The organism is Streptomyces sp. NPDC043685, assembly GCF_056436585.1.
On record NZ_JBWKCH010000007.1, the window covers coordinates 211,243 to 230,577 of the forward strand.

Below are 19,335 nucleotides of genomic sequence, written 5' to 3' on the forward strand. Positions count from 1 at the left end.
CACCGCCGCTCCCGGTGCCGGGTCGGGCAGCGCGCCGCGCCGGTGCGCCTCAGGCCGCGGAGACGCTCTCCTGCTCGGCCTCGATGCGGGCGTTCCACTCGCGCTTGGAGGCCTGCCAGCCGTCCTCGTCGTGGCCGCGGCGCCAGTAGCCGGAGATCGAGAGGTCCTCGCGCGGCACCTGGCGCTCGACGCGGAGCAGATGGCGCAACTGCTTGACGAAATGTGCCTCGCCATGGACGAAGGCGTGCACCCGGCCCTCGGGGAACTCCAGGGTGCGCACGGCCTCGACCAGCGCCTCACCCCGCGGCCGGGCCCCGCGGTGCAGCCAGACGACCTCGACGTCCGAGTCGATCTTCTGCTCCTCCGGGGGGCCGGAGACCTCCACGAAGGCGTACGCCCTGGCGCCGCGCGGCAGCGCCTCCAGGGCGCGGGCGATCGCGGGCAGGGCGCTCTCGTCACCCACGAGCAGATGCCAGTCCGCCTCGGGGTCGGGCGTGTACGCCCCACCGGGTCCCATGAAGCGCACCGTCTCACCCGGCCGCACGCGCATGGCCCACGGGCCCGCCAGGCCCTCGTCCCCGTGGAGGACGAAGTCCAGCGTCAGCTCGCGGTGTTCGGCGTCCCACTGGCGGACGGTGTACGTCCGGGTCACCGGCCACTGTTCGCGCGGCAGCTCGTCCCGGACGCGCTGGAGGTCGAAGGGTTCCGGGTAGGTCACGCCGGTCGGCGGGAACAGCAGCTTCACATAGTGGTCGGTGCACGTGTCCGCCGCGAAGTCGGCGAGGCCCTCACCGCCGAGCACCACACGCTGCATGTGCGGGGTCAGCCGCTCGGTGCGGACGACCTGCGCGCAGTGGAGCCGGCGCGGCTGGCGTCCCGGTCGCTCTGCCATGAGGACCTCCCTGTCTCGCATAGTTAGGGTTACCTAAGTTAGCACCTCGGCCCCATGTGGCGCCTCGTGTGGTGAAGAGGTCAACGCGACAGCGTCGTCAGCAGGCGCTCCAGCGACCCGCCCAGTCCCCACCGGGCGGCCAGCGCCTCCAGCGCCTCGGGGTCGCGCGGCGTCCGCGGCAGCTCCGTGGGGACGTCCGGCAGGGGTACGTCGTCCGCGACCCGGACCACCTTCGGAGCGACCGCGAGATACGGGCGCGCCTCGTCCAGCCGCCTGCGCTGCGTCGGCGTCAGCTTCGACCGCCGGTCCTCGACCGCCGCCAGGATCCCGGCCAGGTCCCCGAACTCGGCCAGCAGCTTGGCGGCCGTCTTCTCACCGACGCCCGGCACGCCCGGCAGGCCGTCGCTGGGGTCGCCGCGCAGCAAGGCCAGATCCGCGTACCCCTTCCCGTCGACCCCATACTTCTCACGCAGCACCGCCTCATCGGTGTGCTGGAGCGTGCCCACGCCCTTCAGCGGGTACAGCACGCGCACCCCGCGCGCGTCGTCCACCAGCTGGTAGAGGTCGCGGTCACCCGTGACGATGTCGACGGGGCCCTTCGCCCGTGCCGTGTACGTGCCGATCACGTCGTCCGCCTCGTACCCGGCGACACCCACCCGCGCGATGCCCACCGCGTCCAGCACCGCCTCGATGACCGGCACCTGTGGCGACAGGGTGTCGGGCACCTCTTCCTCATCGGGGCCCACCGCGTGCTCCTCGGCGACGCGGTGCGCCTTGTACGAGGGGATGAGCTCCACCCGCCACTGCGGCCGCCAGTCGGCGTCCATGCAGGCCACCAGGAGGTCCGGCCGGTGGTCCTTGACCAGGCGGTCGATGAAGTCGAGCAGCCCGCGCACGGCGTTCACCGGCGTGCCGTCCGGGGCCCTGACCGAGTCCGGGACGCCGAAGTAGGCGCGGAAGTACAGGGAAGCGGTGTCGAGGAGCATCAGTCGTCCGGTCACGCCACGCATCATGCCGTACGCCACCGACAGACACTCGCCGGCAGGAAGCCGTGGCCGAGTGGCTCCAGCAGCACCCGGACGTGGTGAACCGCATGACACCGCAGTAGGGTTCCGGGGTGGGACGCGCGACACGCCGGTCCCACCCCGCCCCCCGATTCCCACGAGCGGGATCCGGACAACCACAGAGCGCTACACCACCCCCAGAACCTCCTCTCCCGCCCTGTTCTTCCGGCAGGCGGAAGGCCTGCCCGGCCCCCGTCGTCGGCGGATCGACTGGCGCGAAGTGTGAGGTCGCGCACCGTCCCGTATGACGTCGGTGTGACGGCGCGGGAAACGGTTTGCCGAACATGCGTAGGGTGCAGACAACTCCACAACGGCAGTGCGCCGGGACACCGCCGCACGGGGAGCGGATCGACGGGCGAAGGAGGGAGCCGGAGCGATGGGCGACCACAAAGAGCAGCCTCTTCGGGTGGGCGCGGCCGTGCGCCGGCGGCGCCGCGCGCTGGAGCTCACGCTCGCCGTCGTCGCCGCGCGCAGCGGCCTGTCCGTCCCGTTCCTGAGCCAGATCGAGAACGACCGGGCCCGGCCCAGCACCAGCTCCCTCGAGAAGGTCGCCGACGCCCTGCGCACCACCGCCGTGGAACTGCTCGCCGCGGCCGACCCCGCGTGCAGCGTGGACGTGGTGCGCGCCGAGAGCGGTGAGCCGCTGCCCCAGCCCCGGACGCGCTCCCTGGTCCGCGGCCACCACCAGATGCACGCCTCCGAGTTCATCGGCGACCATGACGCGGGGCGCGAATTCCAGTACCGCAACGACCAGTTGATGTACGTCGCCGACGGCGCGGTGGAGATCGAGGCGGAGGGTCGCGCCTACCGCCTCGGCCGGGGCGACACGCTGTACCTGACCGGTGGCGTACGGCACCGCTGGCGGGCGGCCGAGTCGGACACCCGCGTCATCGTCGTCGCCGTGGCGGAGCACATCGAGGCGGTCCGGGACCGGCCGCGCCGGTGAGGGTCGTCTCGCTCGTCCCCTCGCTGACCGAGGCCGTGGCCTGCTCGGCGCCCGGTGCCCTGGTGGGCGCCACCGACTGGTGCACGCACCCCCCGGACCTGGACGTCGTACGGGTCGGCGGAACCAAGAACCCGAAGACCGACCGGATCCTCGCCCTCGCGCCCGACCTCGTGATCGCCAACGAGGAGGAGAACCGCGCCCCCGACCTCGCGGCCCTGCGCGCGGCGGGCACCGAGGTCCTGGTCACGCGGATCCGTGACGTTCCGCAGGCCTTCCGGGAGCTGGCCCGGGTGCTGGAGGCCTGCGGGGTGCCGGCCCGGCCGCGCTGGCTGGACGAGGCGGAGACCGTGTGGTCGTCCCTGCCGGAGCCCGGCACGCGGCGGACGGCCGTCGTGCCGGTGTGGCGCCGCCCGTGGATGGTCCTGGGCCGTGACACCTTCGCGGGCGACGTCCTCGCCCGGCTAGGCGTCGACCACGTGTACGCGAGGCACCCCGACCGCTACCCGCGCATCCCGCCGCAGGACATGACGGCCTGCGCCCCGGATCTGGTGGTGCTGCCGGACGAGCCGTACCGCTTCACCGCCGACGACGGTCCCGAGGCGTTCCCCGGCCTGCCCTGCGCGCTCGTCAGCGGACGGCACCTGACGTGGTACGGACCGTCACTGGCCGAGGCGCCGCGGGTGCTGGGCGGGGCGCTGCGAGCAGCTCGCCCCTGAGCAGCCCGCGCACGGTGCCCACGACGGCCGTGGCCCACGCCGCGACCAGCACCGCGTAGAGCAGGACCGCCGGACCCGCGTAGGCGACGAGCCCGGTGTGCCGGGCCAGGGCCCCGGCGCCCGTGACGCAGGTGCCGACCGGGAAGGTGAACGACCACCAGGTCATCGAGAACCGCATCCCGTGCCGCCGGGCGCGCACGACGTGCGCGGTGGCCAGGCAGAACCACAGCAGCGCGAAGCCCGTCACGGGCACGCCGTAGAGCACGGCGAGGGCGCCGAAGGCCTCGCCCAACGGCTCCGGCACGACACCGGGCGCGGTGTCCGCGAAGGCGCCGACGGCGGTGGTGGACTGCCCGAGCGGGCCGAGCACCAGAAACAGCGTCGGCGTGAGGGCGAGGGGCAGCGGATCGCCGGTGAGCAGCCGGGCGAAGACCAGCGGCAGCATGACCAGGGTCGCGAGCAGGCTCAGCCCGAACAGGGCGAAGCAGCCGAGCAGCAGGGTCTCCCGGGCCTGCCCGGGCGGCAGATGCGGCACCAGCGGCGGCCCGACGGCGGCCGACACCATGGGAGCGACGAGCGGCAGCAGCCAGACGGGGGTGGCCTGCCCCGGCTCGACCCGGTGGCGCACGGCCATCAGATACGGCACCGCGACGGCGGCGGCGAGCCCGAGGGTCGTACCCGCGGTGAACAGCACCGCGTCGAGGGCGACGGCGGCCCGCAGGCCGATCCAGTCCCGGCCGACGGCGAGAGCGCCGCCGCCCACGGCCAGCAGGGCCATGGCGAGACAGCCGTAGAACGGCGCCGTCGCCGCGTCCAGCAGGTGGGCCCGGGCCTGGTCATGGTGCCGGGCCCAGTGCGCGGCCCGTCCCGCGAGCAGCGCCAGGAGCAGGACGAGCGACAGGGCCCACACCCCCGCGAGCACCCCGCGCAGCCCCGGGACGTGCGCGGGCAGGGCCGTCCCGGCGGTGGCGACGACGGCGGTGCCCATCACCGTGGCGTACCAGTTGGGTCCGAGCCGGCGGACGGAGAGCGGGTACGGGACGGACGGGGCTGCGGTGACCATGCCTCCACGGTGGGTCCGGGAGCGGCGCACCACCAGGGAGGACGCCTCTATGGCGACATAAGCTGGGTTTATGAGCAACGCGGATGAGCAGGCCGGGCCGGCGGCCACCGGGTCCCTGGCGCACCGGGTGCCGGATCTCGGGGCCATGGAGCTGCTGCTGGCGGTGGCGCGGCTCGGCAGTCTCGGCGGGGCGGCGCGGGAACTCGGCATCACCCAGCCCGCGGCCAGCAGCCGGATCCGGTCGATGGAGCGGCAGCTCGGGGTGGCGCTGGTGGACCGCTCGCCCCGCGGGTCCCGGCTGACGGACGCCGGGGCGCTGGTGACGGACTGGGCGCGGCGGATCGTGGAGGCGGCGGAGGCGTTCGACGTGGGGGCGCAGGCGCTGCGCGTCCGCCGTGACTCCCGGCTGCGGGTCGCGGCCAGCATGACGATCGCGGAGTATCTGCTGCCGGGCTGGCTGCTGGCGCTGCGCGCGCAGCGGCCCGACACGGCGGTGTCGCTGCACGCGGGGAACTCGACCGTGGTGGCGGAGCGGCTGCTGTCCGACGAGGCGGATCTCGGGTTCGTGGAGGGGGTGTCGGTGCCGGCCGGACTCGATTCGGCGGTCATCGCCCACGACCGGCTGATAGTGGTGGCCGCGCCCACGCACGCCTGGGCTCGCCGGCGGCGTCCCCTGGCCGCCGGTGAACTGGCGTCGACCCCGCTGATCCTCCGTGAGAAGGGCTCGGGCACGCGGCAGGTCCTGGACGCGGCCCTCGGCGGTCTGGCCCGGCCGCTGATCGAGCTGTCCTCGACGACGGCGGTGAAGGCGGCGGTGGTCGGCGGGGCGGGTCCGACGGTGCTGAGCGAGCTCGCGGTGGGGGAGGAACTGGCCATGCGGCGGCTGGTGTCGGTGCCGGTGGAGGGGATCGCCCTGGCGCGGGACCTGAGGGCGGTGTGGCCGACGGGGCATCGCCCCACCGGGCCCGCGCGGGACCTGCTGTCGCTGACGCGGGGATAGCCGCTCGCCCCGGCCGTCGGGCGTGAGCCAGGGGCCCGGGGGAGCCCCTGGTCGTTCAGCCCTTCGACGCCGCCTCCACCAGCGCCCCCATCACCCGTGCGTCCTCGCCCATCTCCGGGTGCCACTGCACGCCCAGGACCCAGGCGGCACTGGGCAGCTCCACCGCCTCCACCGTGCCGTCCGCCGCGTACGCCGAGGGGACCAGGCCCTCGCCCAGACGGTCCACGGCCTGGTGGTGGTACGTCGGCACGAACGTCTCCTCCGGCACGACACCGGCGTACAGACTGCCCGGCACCGGCTTCACGGTGTGCCCGCCGAAGACGCCGACGGCCTCGGCGTGCCCGTCGATGTGCTGCACGAGCGTCCCCCCGAGCACGACGTTCAGCAGCTGCATGCCCCGGCAGATCCCCAGCAGCGGCACCCCGGCCGCCAGCGCCGCATCGATCAGTGCCAGCTCCCACGCGTCGCGCTCCGGCGCCGGCGGTCCCGTCCGCGGCTCGCGCTGCGCCCCGTACCGCGCCGGTTCCACGTCCGGCCCGCCCGCGATGACCAGCCCGTCCAGGCGGGCCACGGCCTCCGCCGCGCGGCGCGGGTCGTCCGGCGGCAGCATCGCGGCGAGACCGCCCGCCCGCTGGACCAGCCGGGGGTAGCCGACCGGCAGCAGGGCGGCCTCCAGCTCCCAGACGCCCCAGCGCGCACCCGGCTCCAGATAGGTGCTGACACCGATCAACGGCCTGCCCACGACGACTCCCTCACCACTCGACGGATCAGTCCCGTGCCAACTCTGCCTCGGCCGCCGCCAGCGCCGCGAACTCCTCCTCCGGCGCCTTCGCCACCAGGTGCTTGCGGCTGTACAGCCCGAAGTACCCGACGGCCACCGCGTACACCGCCAGCGCGATCAACGCCGCCGTCACGTCCACCAGGAACGTCGCGACCAGTGCCGCGCACGCCAGCACCAGGGCCACCGAGGACGTCAGCACCCCGCCCGGCGTGCGGTACGGGCGCTCCAGCTCCGGCTCCCGGCGACGCAGCACGATGTGCGACAGGGACATCAGCGCGTAGGAGATGGTCGCGCCGAAGACGGCGATGTTCAGCATCCGCGCGCCGTTGCCGGACATCGCAGCCAGCAGGAAGCCGATCGTGCCGGGCACCAGCAGGCCCAGGTACGGCGCCTTGCGGCGGCTGGTGAGGGACAGGAAGCGGGGCAGATAGCCGGCGCGGGACAGCGCGAACAGCTGGCGCGAGCCCGCGTAGATCAGGGAGAAGAACGACGCCACGAGACCGGCCAGGCCCGCGTAGTTCACGATCCGGCTGAGGGTCGTCGCCTCGCCGTTCGGCTGGAGCGCCTCGACCAGCGGGTTGCCCGCCTCCTGGACGGCGGCGGAGCCGCGGGCACCGGCGGCGGCGAAGAAGGTGACCACCGCGAGCACCACCAGGATGCCCATCGACCAGCGGATCGCCTTCGGCAGGGTTCGGGCCGGCTCCCTGGTCTCCTCGGCGGCCAGCGGCACGCCCTCGACACCGAGGAAGAACCACATGCCGAAGGGGAACGCCGCCCAGATCCCGAGCAGCCCGAACGGCAGCCAGGAGCTCGACCCGGCGGCGGAGGTGTCGACCGGGATGTCGTCCAGGGACGCCAGGGAGAAGTCGGGCAGTGCCGCCAGCGCGAACACGATCAGGGCCACCACGGCGATGCCGGTCACGACGAAGCTGAACCGCAGCGCCTCGCCGACGCCCCACAGGTGGATGCCGAGGAAGACGGCGAAGCAGACCAGGTACACCGGCCAGCCGGACTCCAGGCCGAACAGGCCCAGCGACTCGACGTAGTCACCGATGAAGATGACGATGGCGGCGGGTGCGAGGACGTACTCGATCAGGATCGCCGTGCCGGTCAGGAAGCCGCCCCACGGGCCGAGCGCCCGCCGGGCGAAGCCGTAGCCGCCGCCCGCCGTGGGCAGGATCGAGGACAGCTCGGCGAGGGCGAAGACCATACAGGTGTACATCGCGCCCATGAGCACCATGGCGATCGCCAGGCCCCCGAAGCCGCCCTCGGCGAGGCCGAAGTTCCAGCCGGAGTAGTCGCCGGAGACGACGTAGGCGACGCCGAGGCCGGTCAGCAGCACCCAGCCGGCGCTGCCGCGGCGCAGTGTTCTGCGTTCCAGATAGTCGTCGCCCTCCGGGGCGGCGGGTGTGGCGGTGGGTTCCTGGGGCATGGGCAGACTCCCGACGGGGCGGCGGCGGTCACGGGATCGAGCGGGCTCCGACTCAATGGAATGGAGCCATACCTTTGCGGGCCGACCGGGGGATGGCAAGACCCGTGCGTCAATCGCCCGTAAATCCTCACCGCGCGCCGACACGGCCCGGCTCAGCCGAGGAAACCCCGCAGCAGCGCCGCCGTGCCCCCGCAGTGCTCGCGCATGATCTCCCGCGCCTGGTCGGCCTCGCCCTCGATCACCGCCTCCACCAGGGCCGTGTGCTGCCGCTGGGAGTGCTCCAGGTTGCGGACCAGCAGCGGGATGCAGTCGAGCAGGTCGTTGACCCTCGCGCGGACGGCCGCGTACTGCGCGGTGAGCGTGGGGGAGCCGGACAGCTCGGCGAGCGTGAGGTGCAGCAGCGTGTCCAGGCGGCGGTACTCGGCGAGCGGCGCGTCGTGCGTACGGGCCAGCGCCTGCCGGAGCCGCTCCGCCTGCTTCTCCTCCAGCCCGTGTGCCGCGCACAGCCCGGCCGCGCCCACCTCCAGCACCTCCCGGAACCGCAGCACGTCCTCTATGTCGACCTCGGCGACCCGCCGCCGCAGCTCGTCCTCGCCGACGGCGTCCGTGCGCGGCAGCACGAAGGTGCCGCCGTACCGGCCGCGCCGCGACTCGACCAGGCCCTGGTCCTGGAGCACCTTCAGCACCTCGCGCAGGGTGACCCGGCTGATCCCCAGCCGCTCCGCCAGCTCCCGCTCGGCCGGCAGCCGCTCGCCCCCCGGCACCAGACCCAGCCGTACGACCTGGAGGATCTGCTCCAGGGCCTCCTCGAAGCCGTTGCCCGCGCGCACCGGCCGCAGCACCGGCGTCAGCCCGTCCCGCACCCCGGCGCCGCCGTCTTCCTCCGGCATGTGGCCGTACCCCCTTCCCAAGCAATGGTTCTCCGCAATACCTTATGGCTCCCGGCGGATCCAAGGCAGCGGATCCAAGGAGCCTAGGAGGCCTTCCCGTGGCAGACCGCACAGCTCCGCTGAGCGTCGAGGAACTGCACACCCTCGTCGCCGGCGGTGAGATCGACACTGTCGTCCTGGCCTTCCCCGACATGCAAGGACGGCTCCAGGGCAAGCGGTTCGCCGCACGCTTCTTCCTCGACGAGGTCCTCCACCACGGCACCGAGGGCTGCAACTACCTGCTCGCCGTCGACACCGAGATGAACACCGTCGACGGCTACGCCATGTCCTCCTGGGACCGCGGCTACGGCGACTTCGCCATGCACCCCGACCTCACCACCCTGCGCCGGGTCCCCTGGAACGCGGGCACGGCCATGCTCCACGCCGACCTCGCCTGGAGCGACGGCTCCCCGGTCGTCGCCGCCCCCCGCCAGATCCTGCGCCGCCAGCTGGAGCGCCTGGCCGAACTCGGCTACACCGCGCAGGTCGGCACCGAGCTGGAGTTCATCGTCTTCAAGGACACCTACGAACAGGCCTGGGACGCCGGCTACAAGGGCCTCACCCCGGCCAACCAGTACAACATCGACTACTCCGTGCTCGGCACCGGACGTATCGAGCCCCTGCTGCGCCGCATCCGCAACGAGATGGCGGGCGCCGGCCTCACGGTCGAGTCCGCCAAGGGCGAGTGCAACCCCGGCCAGCACGAGATCGCCTTCCGCTACGACGAGGCCCTGGTCACCTGCGACCAGCACTCGGTCTACAAGACCGGCGCCAAGGAGATCGCCGCCCAGGAGGGCATGTCGATCACCTTCATGGCCAAGTACAACGAGCGCGAGGGCAACTCCTGCCACATCCACCTCTCGCTCGCCGACGCCGACGGCACCAACGCCATGGCCGGGGACGGCGAAGGCGGCATGTCGGACGTCATGCGCCACTTCCTCGCCGGCCAGCTCGCCGCCCTGCGCGAGTTCTCCCTGCTGTACGCCCCCAACATCAACTCCTACAAGCGGTTCCAGCCCGGCTCCTTCGCCCCGACCGCCGTCGCCTGGGGCCACGACAACCGCACCTGCGCGCTGCGCGTCGTCGGCCACGGCCGCTCGATGCGCTTCGAGAACCGTCTGCCCGGCGGCGACGTCAACCCCTACCTCGCCGTCGCCGGACTGGTCGCGGCCGGACTGCACGGCATCGAGCAGAAGCTCGAACTGCCCGAACCCTGCCCCGGCAACGCCTACGCCGCCGACCTGGACCACGTCCCCACCACCCTGCGCGAGGCCGCCGAGCTCTGGGAGAACAGCGCCATCGCCCGGGCCGCCTTCGGCGACGAGGTCGTCGCGCACTACCGCAACATGGCCCGCGTCGAATTGGACGCGTACGACGCCGCGGTGACCGACTGGGAGCTGCGCCGCTCCTTCGAACGCATGTGAGGTCCTTCTTGTCTTCCGAGCACCTTCTGGAAGTACTGAACCCCGCCACCGAGGAGGTCGTCGCCGCCGTCGCCGGTGCGAGCCCGGCCGACGTCGACACGGCCGTCACCTGGGCCGCCAGGGCCCAGCGGACCTGGGCCGCCCTGCCCCCCGCGGACCGCGCCCGGCTGCTGCGCCGCTTCGCCGCCACCGTCGACGAGCACCTGGAGGAACTGGCCCGCCTGGAGGTCCGTGAGGCCGGTCACCTCATCGGCAACGCCCGCTGGGAGGCCGGCAACGTCCGCGACCTGCTGGACTACGCGGCCGGGGGAGTGGAACGGCTCACCGGCCGGCAGATCCCGGTGCCGGGCGGCCTGAACGTCACGATCCTCGAACCGCTCGGCGTCGTCGGCGTGATCGCCCCCTGGAACTTCCCCCTGCCCATCGCCGCCTGGGGCACCGCCCCGGCACTCGCGGCCGGCAACGCGGTCATCCTCAAGCCCGCCGAGACCACCCCGCTCACCGCACTGCGCCTGGCCGAACTCGCCCTGGAGGCAGGGCTTCCCGAACACCTCTTCCAGGTGCTGCCGGGGCGCGGCGACATCACCGGCGACGCCCTGGTCCGGCACCCCGGGGTCGCCAAGATCGTCTTCACCGGCTCCACCCGCACCGGTACGCGCGTCGCCGCACTCGGCGCCGAGCAGGTCAAGCCCGTCACCCTAGAACTCGGCGGCAAGAGCCCCAACATCGTCTTCGCCGACGCCGACCTCGAGACGGCCGTCGACCCCTTCTCCTTCCTCGACAACTCCGGCCAGGACTGCTGCGCCCGCACCCGGATCCTGGTACAGGAACCGGTCTACGACGAGGTCCGCGAGCTGCTCGCCGAGGCGCTGTCCGCCGTGGTGGTGGGCGACCCGGCCGACGACAAGACCCAGATGGGCCCGCTGATCTCCCGGCAGCAGCTCGACCGCGTCCGCGCCTTCGTGCCCGACGACGCCCCGGCCCTGCGCGGCAGCGCCCCCGAGGGCCCCGGCTTCTGGTTCCCGCCGACCGTCCTCACCGGCGAGAGCCCCGACTCGGCCGCCGCCTGCGAGGAGATCTTCGGCCCCGTCGCCGTCCTGCTGCCCTTCACCGACGAGCAGGACGCGATCCGCCTCGCCAACGCCACCCCCTACGGCCTCTCCGGCTCCATCTGGACCCGGGACCTCGGCCGCGCCCTGCGCGTCTCCCAGGCCGTCCGCGCCGGCAACCTGTCCGTCAACTCCCACTCCAGCGTCCGCTACTGGACCCCGTTCGGCGGCTACAAGCAGTCCGGAGTCGGCCGCGAACTCGGCCCCGACGCCCTGGCCGCCTTCACCGAAACCAAGAACGTCTTCATCAGCACGGAGGGCCCCGCACAGTGACTGCCCAGGAGAACATCTGCCGCCGCCTGGTCGGCCGTACCGCCGTCGTCACCGGAGCGGGCAGCGGTATCGGCCTCGCCGCCGCCCGCCGCCTCGCCTCCGAGGGCGCCCACGTGGTCTGCGGCGACGTCGACGAAGCCCGCGGCAAGGCCGCCGCCGAGGAGACCGGCGGCACCTTCGTGAAGGTCGACGTGACCGACCCCGACGAGGTCGAGGCCCTCTTCAAGACCGCCTACGACACCTACGGCAGCGTCGACATCGCCTTCAACAACGCCGGCATCTCCCCGCCCGACGACGACTCCATCCTGGAGACCGGCCTGGAGGCCTGGAAGCGGGTCCAGGAGGTCAACCTCACCTCCGTCTACCTGTGCTGCAAGGCCGCCATCCCCTACATGCGTCGCCAGGGCAAGGGCTCGATCATCAACACGGCCTCGTTCGTGGCCAGGATGGGCGCGGCGACCTCCCAGATCTCCTACACGGCCTCCAAGGGCGGCGTCCTCGCCATGTCCCGTGAACTGGGCGTGCAGTTCGCCCGCGAGGGCATCCGCGTCAACGCCCTGTGCCCCGGCCCGGTCAACACCCCGCTGCTCCAGGAGCTGTTCGCCAAGGACCCGGAGCGGGCCGCGCGCCGCCTGGTGCACATCCCTCTGGGCCGGTTCGCCGAGGCCGAGGAGATCGCCGCCGCCGTGGCCTTCCTCGCCAGCGACGACTCCTCGTTCGTCAACGCCACCGACTTCCTGGTCGACGGCGGGATCGCGGGGGCGTACGTCACACCCCTGTAGACGAGCGTCCGGACGGTCCGGGCCGCGCCCTACAGTGCCGGGATGAGCATGACGCCACCGCCCGGCTGGTATCCCGACCCGCACGCCCCGCACCTGCGACGCTGGTGGGACGGCGCGGCCTGGACCGAGCACCGCCGTGCGCCCGGGGCCCCCGTCGCCCCGCCGCCGGGCGGCGGCACGGGCCGGACGAAGGGGGTCGCCCTGACCGCCGCGGGCGCCGTCCTGCTCGGGGCGATCGTCACCGCGGCCATCGCCCTCGACGGGGGCGACGGCGGCGGCACCCGGACCAGGACGGCGCCCTCGTCCCCGTCCCCCGCTCCCACCGCGGCGGAGCCGGCCCCCGGGGCGTCCGCCTCCGAGCCGTCCGCCGACGACCCCGCGGTCGTCGAGGACCAGCTCAACGGCATCACGTTCCCCCTGCTCGACGGCTGGGTCCGCCCTCGGTACGTCACCCAGGACGACGTCGTCATGACGACCGACGGCACCTACGACTGCCCCGGCGGCGTGGGCCTGTGCCGCCACGGCATGGTCTTCTCCCGCACGGTGACCGCGAACGACGAGAAGTCCCCCGAGGCCCTCGCCCAGGCGGACATCTCCGAGGCCGCCGACGAGGCCTACGACCGCGACCGGCTCGGCCGCGAGCTCTACGGCGGCCTGGAGTCGCACCAGGTCGTGAAGTCCGGGCCGGTCGCGGTGGCGGGCCGAGCCGGGTACCTCGTGCGCTGGCGCGTCAAACCGCCGAGGGCCCCGGCGGCTACGTCCAGTCGCTCGTCTTCCCCTCCAGCGTCGGCACCGAGTCGCCGGTCCTCGTCCGCTACGTCTTCGACGCCGGCGAGGACGGGCCGCCGCCCGCCGACATGGACCGTCTCACCGAGGGCATCCGCCCGTTCGGCGACGCGGACACCGGCGGCGGCGTCGGCAGCAGCATCGGCCCGACGGACTGACGCCCCAGGCCCTACAGGAACGTGTGGCCCTCGCCGCGATAGGTCGGCACGGTCGCCGTCACCGCGTCGCCCTCGATCAGGTGCAGCCGGTCGAACCGCTCGCACAGCTCACCGGCCTTCGCGTGCCGGAACCACACCTTGTCGCCGATCAGCAGGTCGTCGGCGGGCGAGCCGAGCAGCGGCGTCTGCACCTCACCGGCCCCCTCCTGCGGGTCGTAGCGCAGCCCCTCGGGCAGATACGGCACGGGCGACCGGTCGGGTCCGGCCGCACCCGAGGCGGGATACCCACCGCCCAGGACCGTCACCACTCCGACCCCCGGCCGCCGCACCACCGGCTGGGCGAAGAGGGCCGACGGACGGCCGCTGAACGACGTGTAGTTGTCGAACAGGCGCGGCACGTACAGGCCCGACCCGGCGGCGATCTCGGTGACCGCGTCCTCGGCCGCCGTGTGCTGCACCGAGCCGGTACCGCCGCCGTTGACGAACTCCAGATCCGGCACGACGGCCCGTACCGCACGCACCACCTCCGCGCGCCGCTCGGCGAGTTCACGCCGGGCGGCGGCCTGCATCAGCCGGATGGCCCGCGAGCGCAGCGGACGCCCGGCCACCGCGTCCCCGACACCGGCGACATGGCCCTCGTACGCCATGATCCCCACGACCTCGAAGCCGGGCCGCCGGGCCACGGCCCGGGCCACGTCGGCGACCTGGGCGGGGGAGTGCAGCGGCGAACGCCGGGCCCCCACCCGTACCCGCCCGCCGAGCAGCTTCAGCGAGGTGTCCAACTCCAGGCACACCCGCACCACTTCACGCCCGCCGCCCCGGGAGGCGTCGATCAGATCCAGCTGGGCGACGTCGTCCACCATGACGGTCACGGCGGCGGCGAGCTTGGGATCCCCCGCGAGTTCGGCGTACGCGGCACGGTCGGCGGACGGATAGGCCAGCAGCACGTCCTCGAACCCCGACCGGGCCAGCCACAGCGACTCGGCGAGGGTGAACGACATGATCCCGGCGAAACCGTCCCGGGCCAGGACGCGTTCCAGCAGGGCCCGGCAGCGCACGGACTTGCTGGCGACCCGGACGGGTTTGCCTCCGGCGCGGCGCACCAGGTCGGCGGCGTTGGCGTCGAAGGCCTCCAGGTCCACGATCGCGAGAGGGGCGTCGAGATGGGCGGTGGCCCGGTCGTAACGGGCCCGGTCGGCGGCGCGCGCAGTCATGGACGCAGCCTGCCAGACTGGATTACCGCAGGGTAGGGGGACGTTCCGGGCAGATGCCCCGGCCTCGTGGACTGGTTCCCGTTCGCCCAGGAACAAGCCGTAGAGTGACGCGCACGTACGGCGGACGCCGCCGGCCGGGAATCCGCGCCGGGATGACGCTCCGTCCGTACGGGTATGTGTGCCCGGGACGATTCCGTACCGGGCCTCGCGCGGGCGACACCGGCCCGCGCGAGACGAGCGGCCCGGGCACGAGGAAACGGGGGGTGCATGAGCACGGAAGCGCAGCGCGCCTCCTTCCCCCCACGCCCCGCCACCCCACCACGCCCGTCACACCCTCCGGCCGCGCCGGAGGACCCGGCACCGGCACCGGCACCGCAGGAGCGGACCACCCCGGACACGCGCTCCGGTCCCGCAATGCGACCGGGAGCCACCCCGCCGAGGACGGACGGCCCTCCCCCCTCCGAGGGATCGCCCGGCCGCCCCCGCTTCCCGACCCTCGGCGCCGCTGCAGCGGCCCGGGGCACCGAGTCCGCCGCACCGCCCCCGCCGCGCCCCTCCAGCCGCTTCCCCGACACGCCGCCCAGCGTCGGCCGGGAACGACGCACCGACTCCGGGGCACCGGACACCCCTCCGCGGCCCCGCCACCTCCCCGCGCCGGACGCTTCGGGCCGGGCGGAGGGAACCTCGCCCGAGACGCCCGGCAGGCCGTTCCGCCTGAGCGCGCCCGGCCGGGCGGACGCCTCGGCCGGATCGCCCCCGGAGACGTCCGGCAGGCCGTTCCGCCTCCCCGCGCCCCGCCGCACCGGCGCCCCCGGCGAGCAGGCGTCCGACACGACCGCCCCGCGACGCCCTGCCGCCGCGGACCCGACGGAGGCACACCCCGACCGCCTTGCCCCACAGAGGGCAACGGAGCCCCGCCCCGGCACCCCGCCACGCCCCGCACACGAGCCGTCGGGCCCGACCGGCAGGGCAGTTGGGCGCCGTCCGGGTCTGTCCGAGGATGATTCCGAGAGGGCGACGGCGGCCCGCCGGGGCACCCCGCCACGCCCCGCACACGAGCCTTCGGCGCCCACCGGCAGGGCACTCGGGCGCGGCCAGGGTCTGTCCGAGGGTGCTTCCTTCGCCGGTCCCGCCGCGCAGAGGGCGACGGCGACCCGCCCCGGCACCCCGCCGCGCCCCGCGCACGAGCCGTCGGCCCCGACCGGCAGGGCCGTAGGGCACGGTCAGCCGGTGGCCTCCACCGCATCGGTCCGCGACCCCGCCCCCGTCACCCCGGACCCCGCCCTCTCCTGGAGCGCCACCCGGCCCCTCGTGTCGTTCGGCGAGCCCGAGGGCTACGACGGCGATGCCCGGCCCCGGCCGCTCCGCGGGCGTGGGGTGTCGCAGGCCGCCGCGGCAGCCGCCTGCCTCGTGCTCGGGCTGGGCCTCATCTCGGGCGCCGTCACCGGCAGCTGGCTCGTGGGCGGCTCCGGGGACGACGGCGCGCCCAGCACCTTCGCCGCCGCCGGGAGCCTCTGGCACAGCGTCCCGGTCGACCAGCTGTTCCCGCCCACCGTGCAGGGCCAGGGCGCCGGACCCGGCGGCGCCGACCGCACCTGGACCCGTATCGCCGTCGCCCCGGACAGCGGCTGCAAGGACGCCTTCGACCCACTGCTGCGCAAGGCCCTCGCCCCGGTCGGCTGCGAACGCCTGCTGCGCGCCACCTACACCGACGCCACCGAGAGCTACGTGACCACCGTCGGCCTGCTCTTCACCACGGCCGACGCCCCGGGCATGACCGCCCTCGCGAACCGTTTCCGCAACGAGCGCCTCGACCGCCGCAGCGACCTGATGCCGCTGCCGTACGCCGCCGAGGGCACGCCCGCCGCCGGCTTCGGCGCCCGGCAGCGCGCCGCCTGGACCGTCTCCGTGCTCACCGAGGCCCCCGTCGTCGTCTACGCCGTCTCCGGATGGGCTGACGGCCGCAGCGTCGACGACCCGCAGCCGGCCGGGGACGCCATGGAGGCCGGTGCCAGCACCGCCGCCGCCCAGGCCGGCCTCGGCAACGAGGCCAAGGGCCTGGCGGACCGCGTGGAACGCGACTTCCGCAGAAACGTCCGCTCGGCCTCGGAGCAGCCGTCGTGAAGCACACCCGGCCCGGGAAACCCGCGCGCAGGCCGTCCCGGAGGGCCGTCGCCCTCGGTGCCCTGCTCACCGCGAGCCTGGTGCTCCTGCCCACCGCCACCGCGCACGCCGACGGCATCCGCGCCCAGCAGTGGGCCCTGGAGGCCATGCACACCGAACAGGCCTGGCATACCACGAAGGGCCGGGGCGTCACCGTCGCCGTGCTGGACACCGGCGTCGAAGCCGACCACCCCGACCTGGCAGGCAACGTCCTGCCCGGCAAGGACCTGATCCGGTTCGGCGCCGAGCCGGGCGACCGCGCCTGGGCCCGCCACGGCACCGCCATGGCCGGGATCATCGCCGGCCACGGACACGGCCCGGGCAACGCCGACGGCATCGTCGGCATCGCCCCCGAGGCGAAGATCCTCCCGGTCCGCGTGATCCTGGAGGACGGCGACCCCTCCCGTGCCAAGGCCCGCAGCACCCGTGGCAACGCCCTCGCCGAGGGCATCCGCTGGGCCGCCGACCACGGCGCCGACGTCATCAACCTCTCCCTCGGCGACGACTCCGCGTCCGCGCACCCGGAACCCACCGAGGACCAGGCCGTCCAGTACGCCCTGAAGAAGGGGGTGGTCGTCGTCGCCTCCGCGGGCAACGGCGGCGAGAAGGGCGACCACATCTCCTACCCGGCCGCCTACCCGGGTGTCATAGCGGCCACGGCCGTCGACCGCGCCGGCACCCGCGCCTCCTTCTCCACCCGCCGCTGGTACGCCACGGTCAGCGCCCCCGGCGTCGACGTCGTCATCGCCGACCCCGACCACAAGTACTACGAGGGCTGGGGCACCAGCGCCGCCGCCGCCTTCGTCTCCGGCGCCGCCGCCCTGGTCAAGGCCGCCCACCCTGGCCTGGCGCCGGCCCAGATCAAGTCCCTCCTGGAGGACACCGCCCGCAACGCCCCCGCGGGAGGCCGTGACGACTCCCGCGGCTTCGGCTTCGTCGACCCGGCCGCCGCCATCGAGGCCGCCGGCCGGCTGAAGCCGGAGGGCCTGCACTCGGCGTCCTACGGCGCGCGGTACTTCGGCGACGGCCCGGACGACGCCGCCTCCGGCGACGGCACCGCCGACTGGGCCGCCCCCCTCGCGGGCGGCGCCGGCGGCGTGCTGCTGGTCGTGGCGGTCGTGCTGTGGCGCGGCCGCCGTACGAGCCGCGAGGACTACTGAGCCGCTGCGGGCGGCACGGCGACCGGCCGATAGGGTCGACGGGTGGCGAACAAGAACATCCCGGACCCCGGCTTCTCCGACGACGACGGCTCCGCCGACCCCCGGCTGAGCGCGGCGCTCGCCGCCTGGTCCGCCGACCGCGGCGCGCTGGGTCCGGTCCTCGACGCCCTCAAGGGTGCCCGGCTGCTCGTGCCCGTCGTGGCCGTCCTCGGCGAGGTCGAGGAGGACGAGCGGGGACTGCGCCGCGAGAAGACCAGCGACATGGCCGTACCGACCCTGAAGGCCGGGAACCGCACCGCCTTGCCGGCCTTCACGTCCACGGAGTCCCTCGCCCGCTGGGACCCGGCCGCCCGCCCCGTCGCCGTACCGCTGCATCAGGCCCTCCAGGCCGCCGCGCACGAGAAGGCGGACACGATCGTGCTCGACCTGGCCGGGCCGGTGCCCTTCGAACTGACCGGCCCCGCCCTGCTGGCCCTCGCCGAGGGCCGTGCCACCACGGACCCGCTCGCCGATCCGGCCGTCGTCGAGGCCGTACGGGCCGCCGTGGCCGCCGAGCCCGCCGTCCTGCGCGCCCACCTCGGCCCCGGCCAGGCCGACGGCACCCTCGCCCTGGTCGTGGACCCCTCCGCGGCCCCCGCCGAGGCCGCCCGGTCCGTGGCCCGGCGGATCGCCGCCGACGAAACGCTGAGGGCCCGCCTGGTGCGCGGTCTCGACCTGGCACTGCTGCCGGCCGAGGCGACGCCACCGGGCGAGCCCCTGTTCGTCCGCTGAGGCCGGGCTAGCCGTAGACCGGGCCCGTGTACTTCTCGCCCGGTCCCTTGCCCGGCTCGTCCGGGACGAGGGAGGCCTCGCGGAACGCCAGCTGGAGCGACTTCAGGCCGTCGCGCAGGGGGGCCGCGTGGAAGGAGCTGATCTCGGTCGCGGTCGCGTCCAGCAGACCGGCCAGGGCGTGCACCAGCTTGCGGGCCTCGTCCAGGTCCTTGTGCTTCTCGCCCTCCTCGGTCAGACCGAGCTTCACCGCGGCGGCGCTCATCAGGTTGACGGCGACCGTCACGATCACCTCGACCGCCGGGACCTCCGCGATGTCGCGGGTCATGGCGTCGAAGTCGGGGGACTCAGGAGGGGTCTCACTCATGCCTCACACGATAGGCGCAGGCAGCGGGTGATCCCCACGTGCCCCCGGCACGCCCCCATTCGCCCTTCCTGGCCCTTGCTGGTAATCTCGTGTAACGACCGGTCGGACACGTGTGCCTCACAGCCCGCGAGCCCGGCCCACAAGTGGAGGCTTTCGAACTCCCACCCGATCGCCCTCAGGGCGGCGGGTCACCGGTCAGGCGGTCCCGTCCCCGTGGCGGCGTTCCGTCCGAAAGCGTGCCCCGCGGCTTCCCGCGGCGGTGCTCCGGTAGTTCGAGGAGCCTCGCCTGGGATCGTGCGGGGCATTTT

At 74.1% G+C, this 19,335-nt stretch carries 17 protein-coding genes and 1 pseudogene; 10 read left to right on the plus strand and 8 right to left on the minus strand.

What is annotated here, in order from left to right; translation table 11 throughout:
• Nucleotides 1-49 precede the first annotated feature (49 nt).
• Nucleotides 50-892, minus strand: coding sequence for a siderophore-interacting protein (locus tag AC0665_RS24105; RefSeq protein WP_468637016.1), 843 nt, complete (start codon nucleotides 890-892; stop codon nucleotides 50-52).
• 80 nt (nucleotides 893-972) lie between these two features.
• A complete protein-coding gene (locus AC0665_RS24110; RefSeq protein WP_478705833.1) occupies nucleotides 973-1,902 on the minus strand; it encodes a 5'-3' exonuclease in 930 nt (309 codons plus the stop codon).
• Nucleotides 1,903-2,332: 430 nt separating this feature from the next.
• On the opposite strand from AC0665_RS24110, the gene AC0665_RS24115 reads away from it, so the two are divergent.
• Both AC0665_RS24115 and AC0665_RS24120 read left to right on the plus strand, forming a co-directional pair.
• Nucleotides 2,333-2,902 carry a helix-turn-helix domain-containing protein gene (locus AC0665_RS24115; RefSeq protein WP_468410390.1) on the plus strand — a complete coding sequence of 190 codons (570 nt, stop codon included), beginning with the start codon at nucleotides 2,333-2,335 and terminating at the stop codon, nucleotides 2,900-2,902.
• The gene (locus AC0665_RS24120) at nucleotides 2,899-3,618 is read left to right on the plus strand and encodes a helical backbone metal receptor (protein WP_478509782.1); all 720 of its coding nucleotides are present in this window, start codon (nucleotides 2,899-2,901) and stop codon (nucleotides 3,616-3,618) included. The genes AC0665_RS24115 and AC0665_RS24120 overlap by 4 nt, the downstream gene beginning before the upstream one ends.
• On the opposite strand, the gene AC0665_RS24125 is transcribed toward AC0665_RS24120, so the two are convergent.
• On the minus strand, nucleotides 3,530-4,681 hold the full coding sequence (locus tag AC0665_RS24125) for a TDT family transporter (protein WP_478606558.1): 1,152 nt from the start codon (nucleotides 4,679-4,681) through the stop codon (nucleotides 3,530-3,532). The two genes, AC0665_RS24120 and AC0665_RS24125, sit on opposite strands and share 89 nt — an antisense overlap.
• 70 nt (nucleotides 4,682-4,751) lie before the next feature.
• Here AC0665_RS24125 and AC0665_RS24130 point away from each other — a divergent pair, with 70 nt between their 5' ends.
• Complete coding sequence (locus AC0665_RS24130; protein ID WP_468410384.1) at nucleotides 4,752-5,681, plus strand: LysR family transcriptional regulator; 930 nt, start codon at nucleotides 4,752-4,754, stop codon at nucleotides 5,679-5,681.
• Nucleotides 5,682-5,736: 55 nt separating this feature from the next.
• Here AC0665_RS24130 and AC0665_RS24135 read toward each other — a convergent pair whose 3' ends face one another.
• The 3 genes from AC0665_RS24135 to AC0665_RS24145 form a co-directional block, all read right to left on the minus strand.
• The gene (locus AC0665_RS24135; RefSeq protein ID WP_478705766.1) at nucleotides 5,737-6,423 is read right to left on the minus strand and encodes a gamma-glutamyl-gamma-aminobutyrate hydrolase family protein; all 687 of its coding nucleotides are present in this window, start codon (nucleotides 6,421-6,423) and stop codon (nucleotides 5,737-5,739) included.
• Between the two features lie 25 nt (nucleotides 6,424-6,448).
• Nucleotides 6,449-7,894: an ethanolamine permease gene (gene eat / locus AC0665_RS24140; RefSeq protein WP_478606556.1), complete on the minus strand. Its 1,446-nt coding sequence runs from the start codon at nucleotides 7,892-7,894 to the stop codon at nucleotides 6,449-6,451.
• 152 nt (nucleotides 7,895-8,046) lie between these two features.
• The gene (locus AC0665_RS24145; protein ID WP_478509779.1) at nucleotides 8,047-8,784 is read right to left on the minus strand and encodes a FadR/GntR family transcriptional regulator; all 738 of its coding nucleotides are present in this window, start codon (nucleotides 8,782-8,784) and stop codon (nucleotides 8,047-8,049) included.
• A gap of 98 nt (nucleotides 8,785-8,882) precedes the next feature.
• Here AC0665_RS24145 and AC0665_RS24150 point away from each other — a divergent pair, with 98 nt between their 5' ends.
• The 4 genes and pseudogenes from AC0665_RS24150 (at nucleotide 8,883) to AC0665_RS24165 (ending at nucleotide 13,355) form a co-directional block, all read left to right on the plus strand.
• A complete protein-coding gene (locus tag AC0665_RS24150) occupies nucleotides 8,883-10,247 on the plus strand; it encodes a glutamine synthetase family protein (RefSeq protein ID WP_468410376.1) in 1,365 nt (454 codons plus the stop codon).
• Between the two features lie 8 nt (nucleotides 10,248-10,255).
• Entirely contained in the window at nucleotides 10,256-11,629 is a 1,374-nt protein-coding gene (locus AC0665_RS24155) for an aldehyde dehydrogenase family protein (RefSeq protein ID WP_468410374.1), read from the plus strand.
• Entirely contained in the window at nucleotides 11,626-12,411 is a 786-nt protein-coding gene (locus AC0665_RS24160) for a 3-oxoacyl-ACP reductase (protein WP_468410372.1), read from the plus strand. The genes AC0665_RS24155 and AC0665_RS24160 overlap by 4 nt, the downstream gene beginning before the upstream one ends.
• Before the next feature lie 48 nt (nucleotides 12,412-12,459).
• Nucleotides 12,460-13,355 (plus strand): annotated as a pseudogene (locus tag AC0665_RS24165) (DUF2510 domain-containing protein).
• An 11-nt stretch (nucleotides 13,356-13,366) separates the two neighbouring features.
• Here AC0665_RS24165 and AC0665_RS24170 read toward each other — a convergent pair.
• A complete protein-coding gene (locus tag AC0665_RS24170) occupies nucleotides 13,367-14,569 on the minus strand; it encodes an amino acid deaminase/aldolase (RefSeq protein WP_468410370.1) in 1,203 nt (400 codons plus the stop codon).
• Nucleotides 14,570-15,880: 1,311 nt separating this feature from the next.
• Between AC0665_RS24170 and AC0665_RS24175 the strand changes: the two genes are divergently transcribed.
• From AC0665_RS24175 to AC0665_RS24185, 3 genes are read left to right on the plus strand one after another with little or no spacing between them, the layout of a single operon-like run.
• Complete coding sequence (locus AC0665_RS24175) at nucleotides 15,881-16,693, plus strand: hypothetical protein (RefSeq protein ID WP_478606842.1); 813 nt, start codon at nucleotides 15,881-15,883, stop codon at nucleotides 16,691-16,693.
• Entirely contained in the window at nucleotides 16,690-17,892 is a 1,203-nt protein-coding gene (gene mycP, locus AC0665_RS24180) for a type VII secretion-associated serine protease mycosin (RefSeq protein ID WP_478705767.1), read from the plus strand. The genes AC0665_RS24175 and mycP overlap by 4 nt, the downstream gene beginning before the upstream one ends.
• A gap of 42 nt (nucleotides 17,893-17,934) precedes the next feature.
• Nucleotides 17,935-18,663, plus strand: a complete 729-nt coding sequence (locus AC0665_RS24185; protein WP_366050916.1) for an SseB family protein — start codon at nucleotides 17,935-17,937, stop codon at nucleotides 18,661-18,663.
• A gap of 7 nt (nucleotides 18,664-18,670) precedes the next feature.
• On the opposite strand, the gene AC0665_RS24190 is transcribed toward AC0665_RS24185, so the two are convergent.
• The gene (locus tag AC0665_RS24190) at nucleotides 18,671-19,027 is read right to left on the minus strand and encodes a DUF1844 domain-containing protein (protein WP_363120295.1); all 357 of its coding nucleotides are present in this window, start codon (nucleotides 19,025-19,027) and stop codon (nucleotides 18,671-18,673) included.
• Nucleotides 19,028-19,335: the final 308 nt, after the last annotated feature.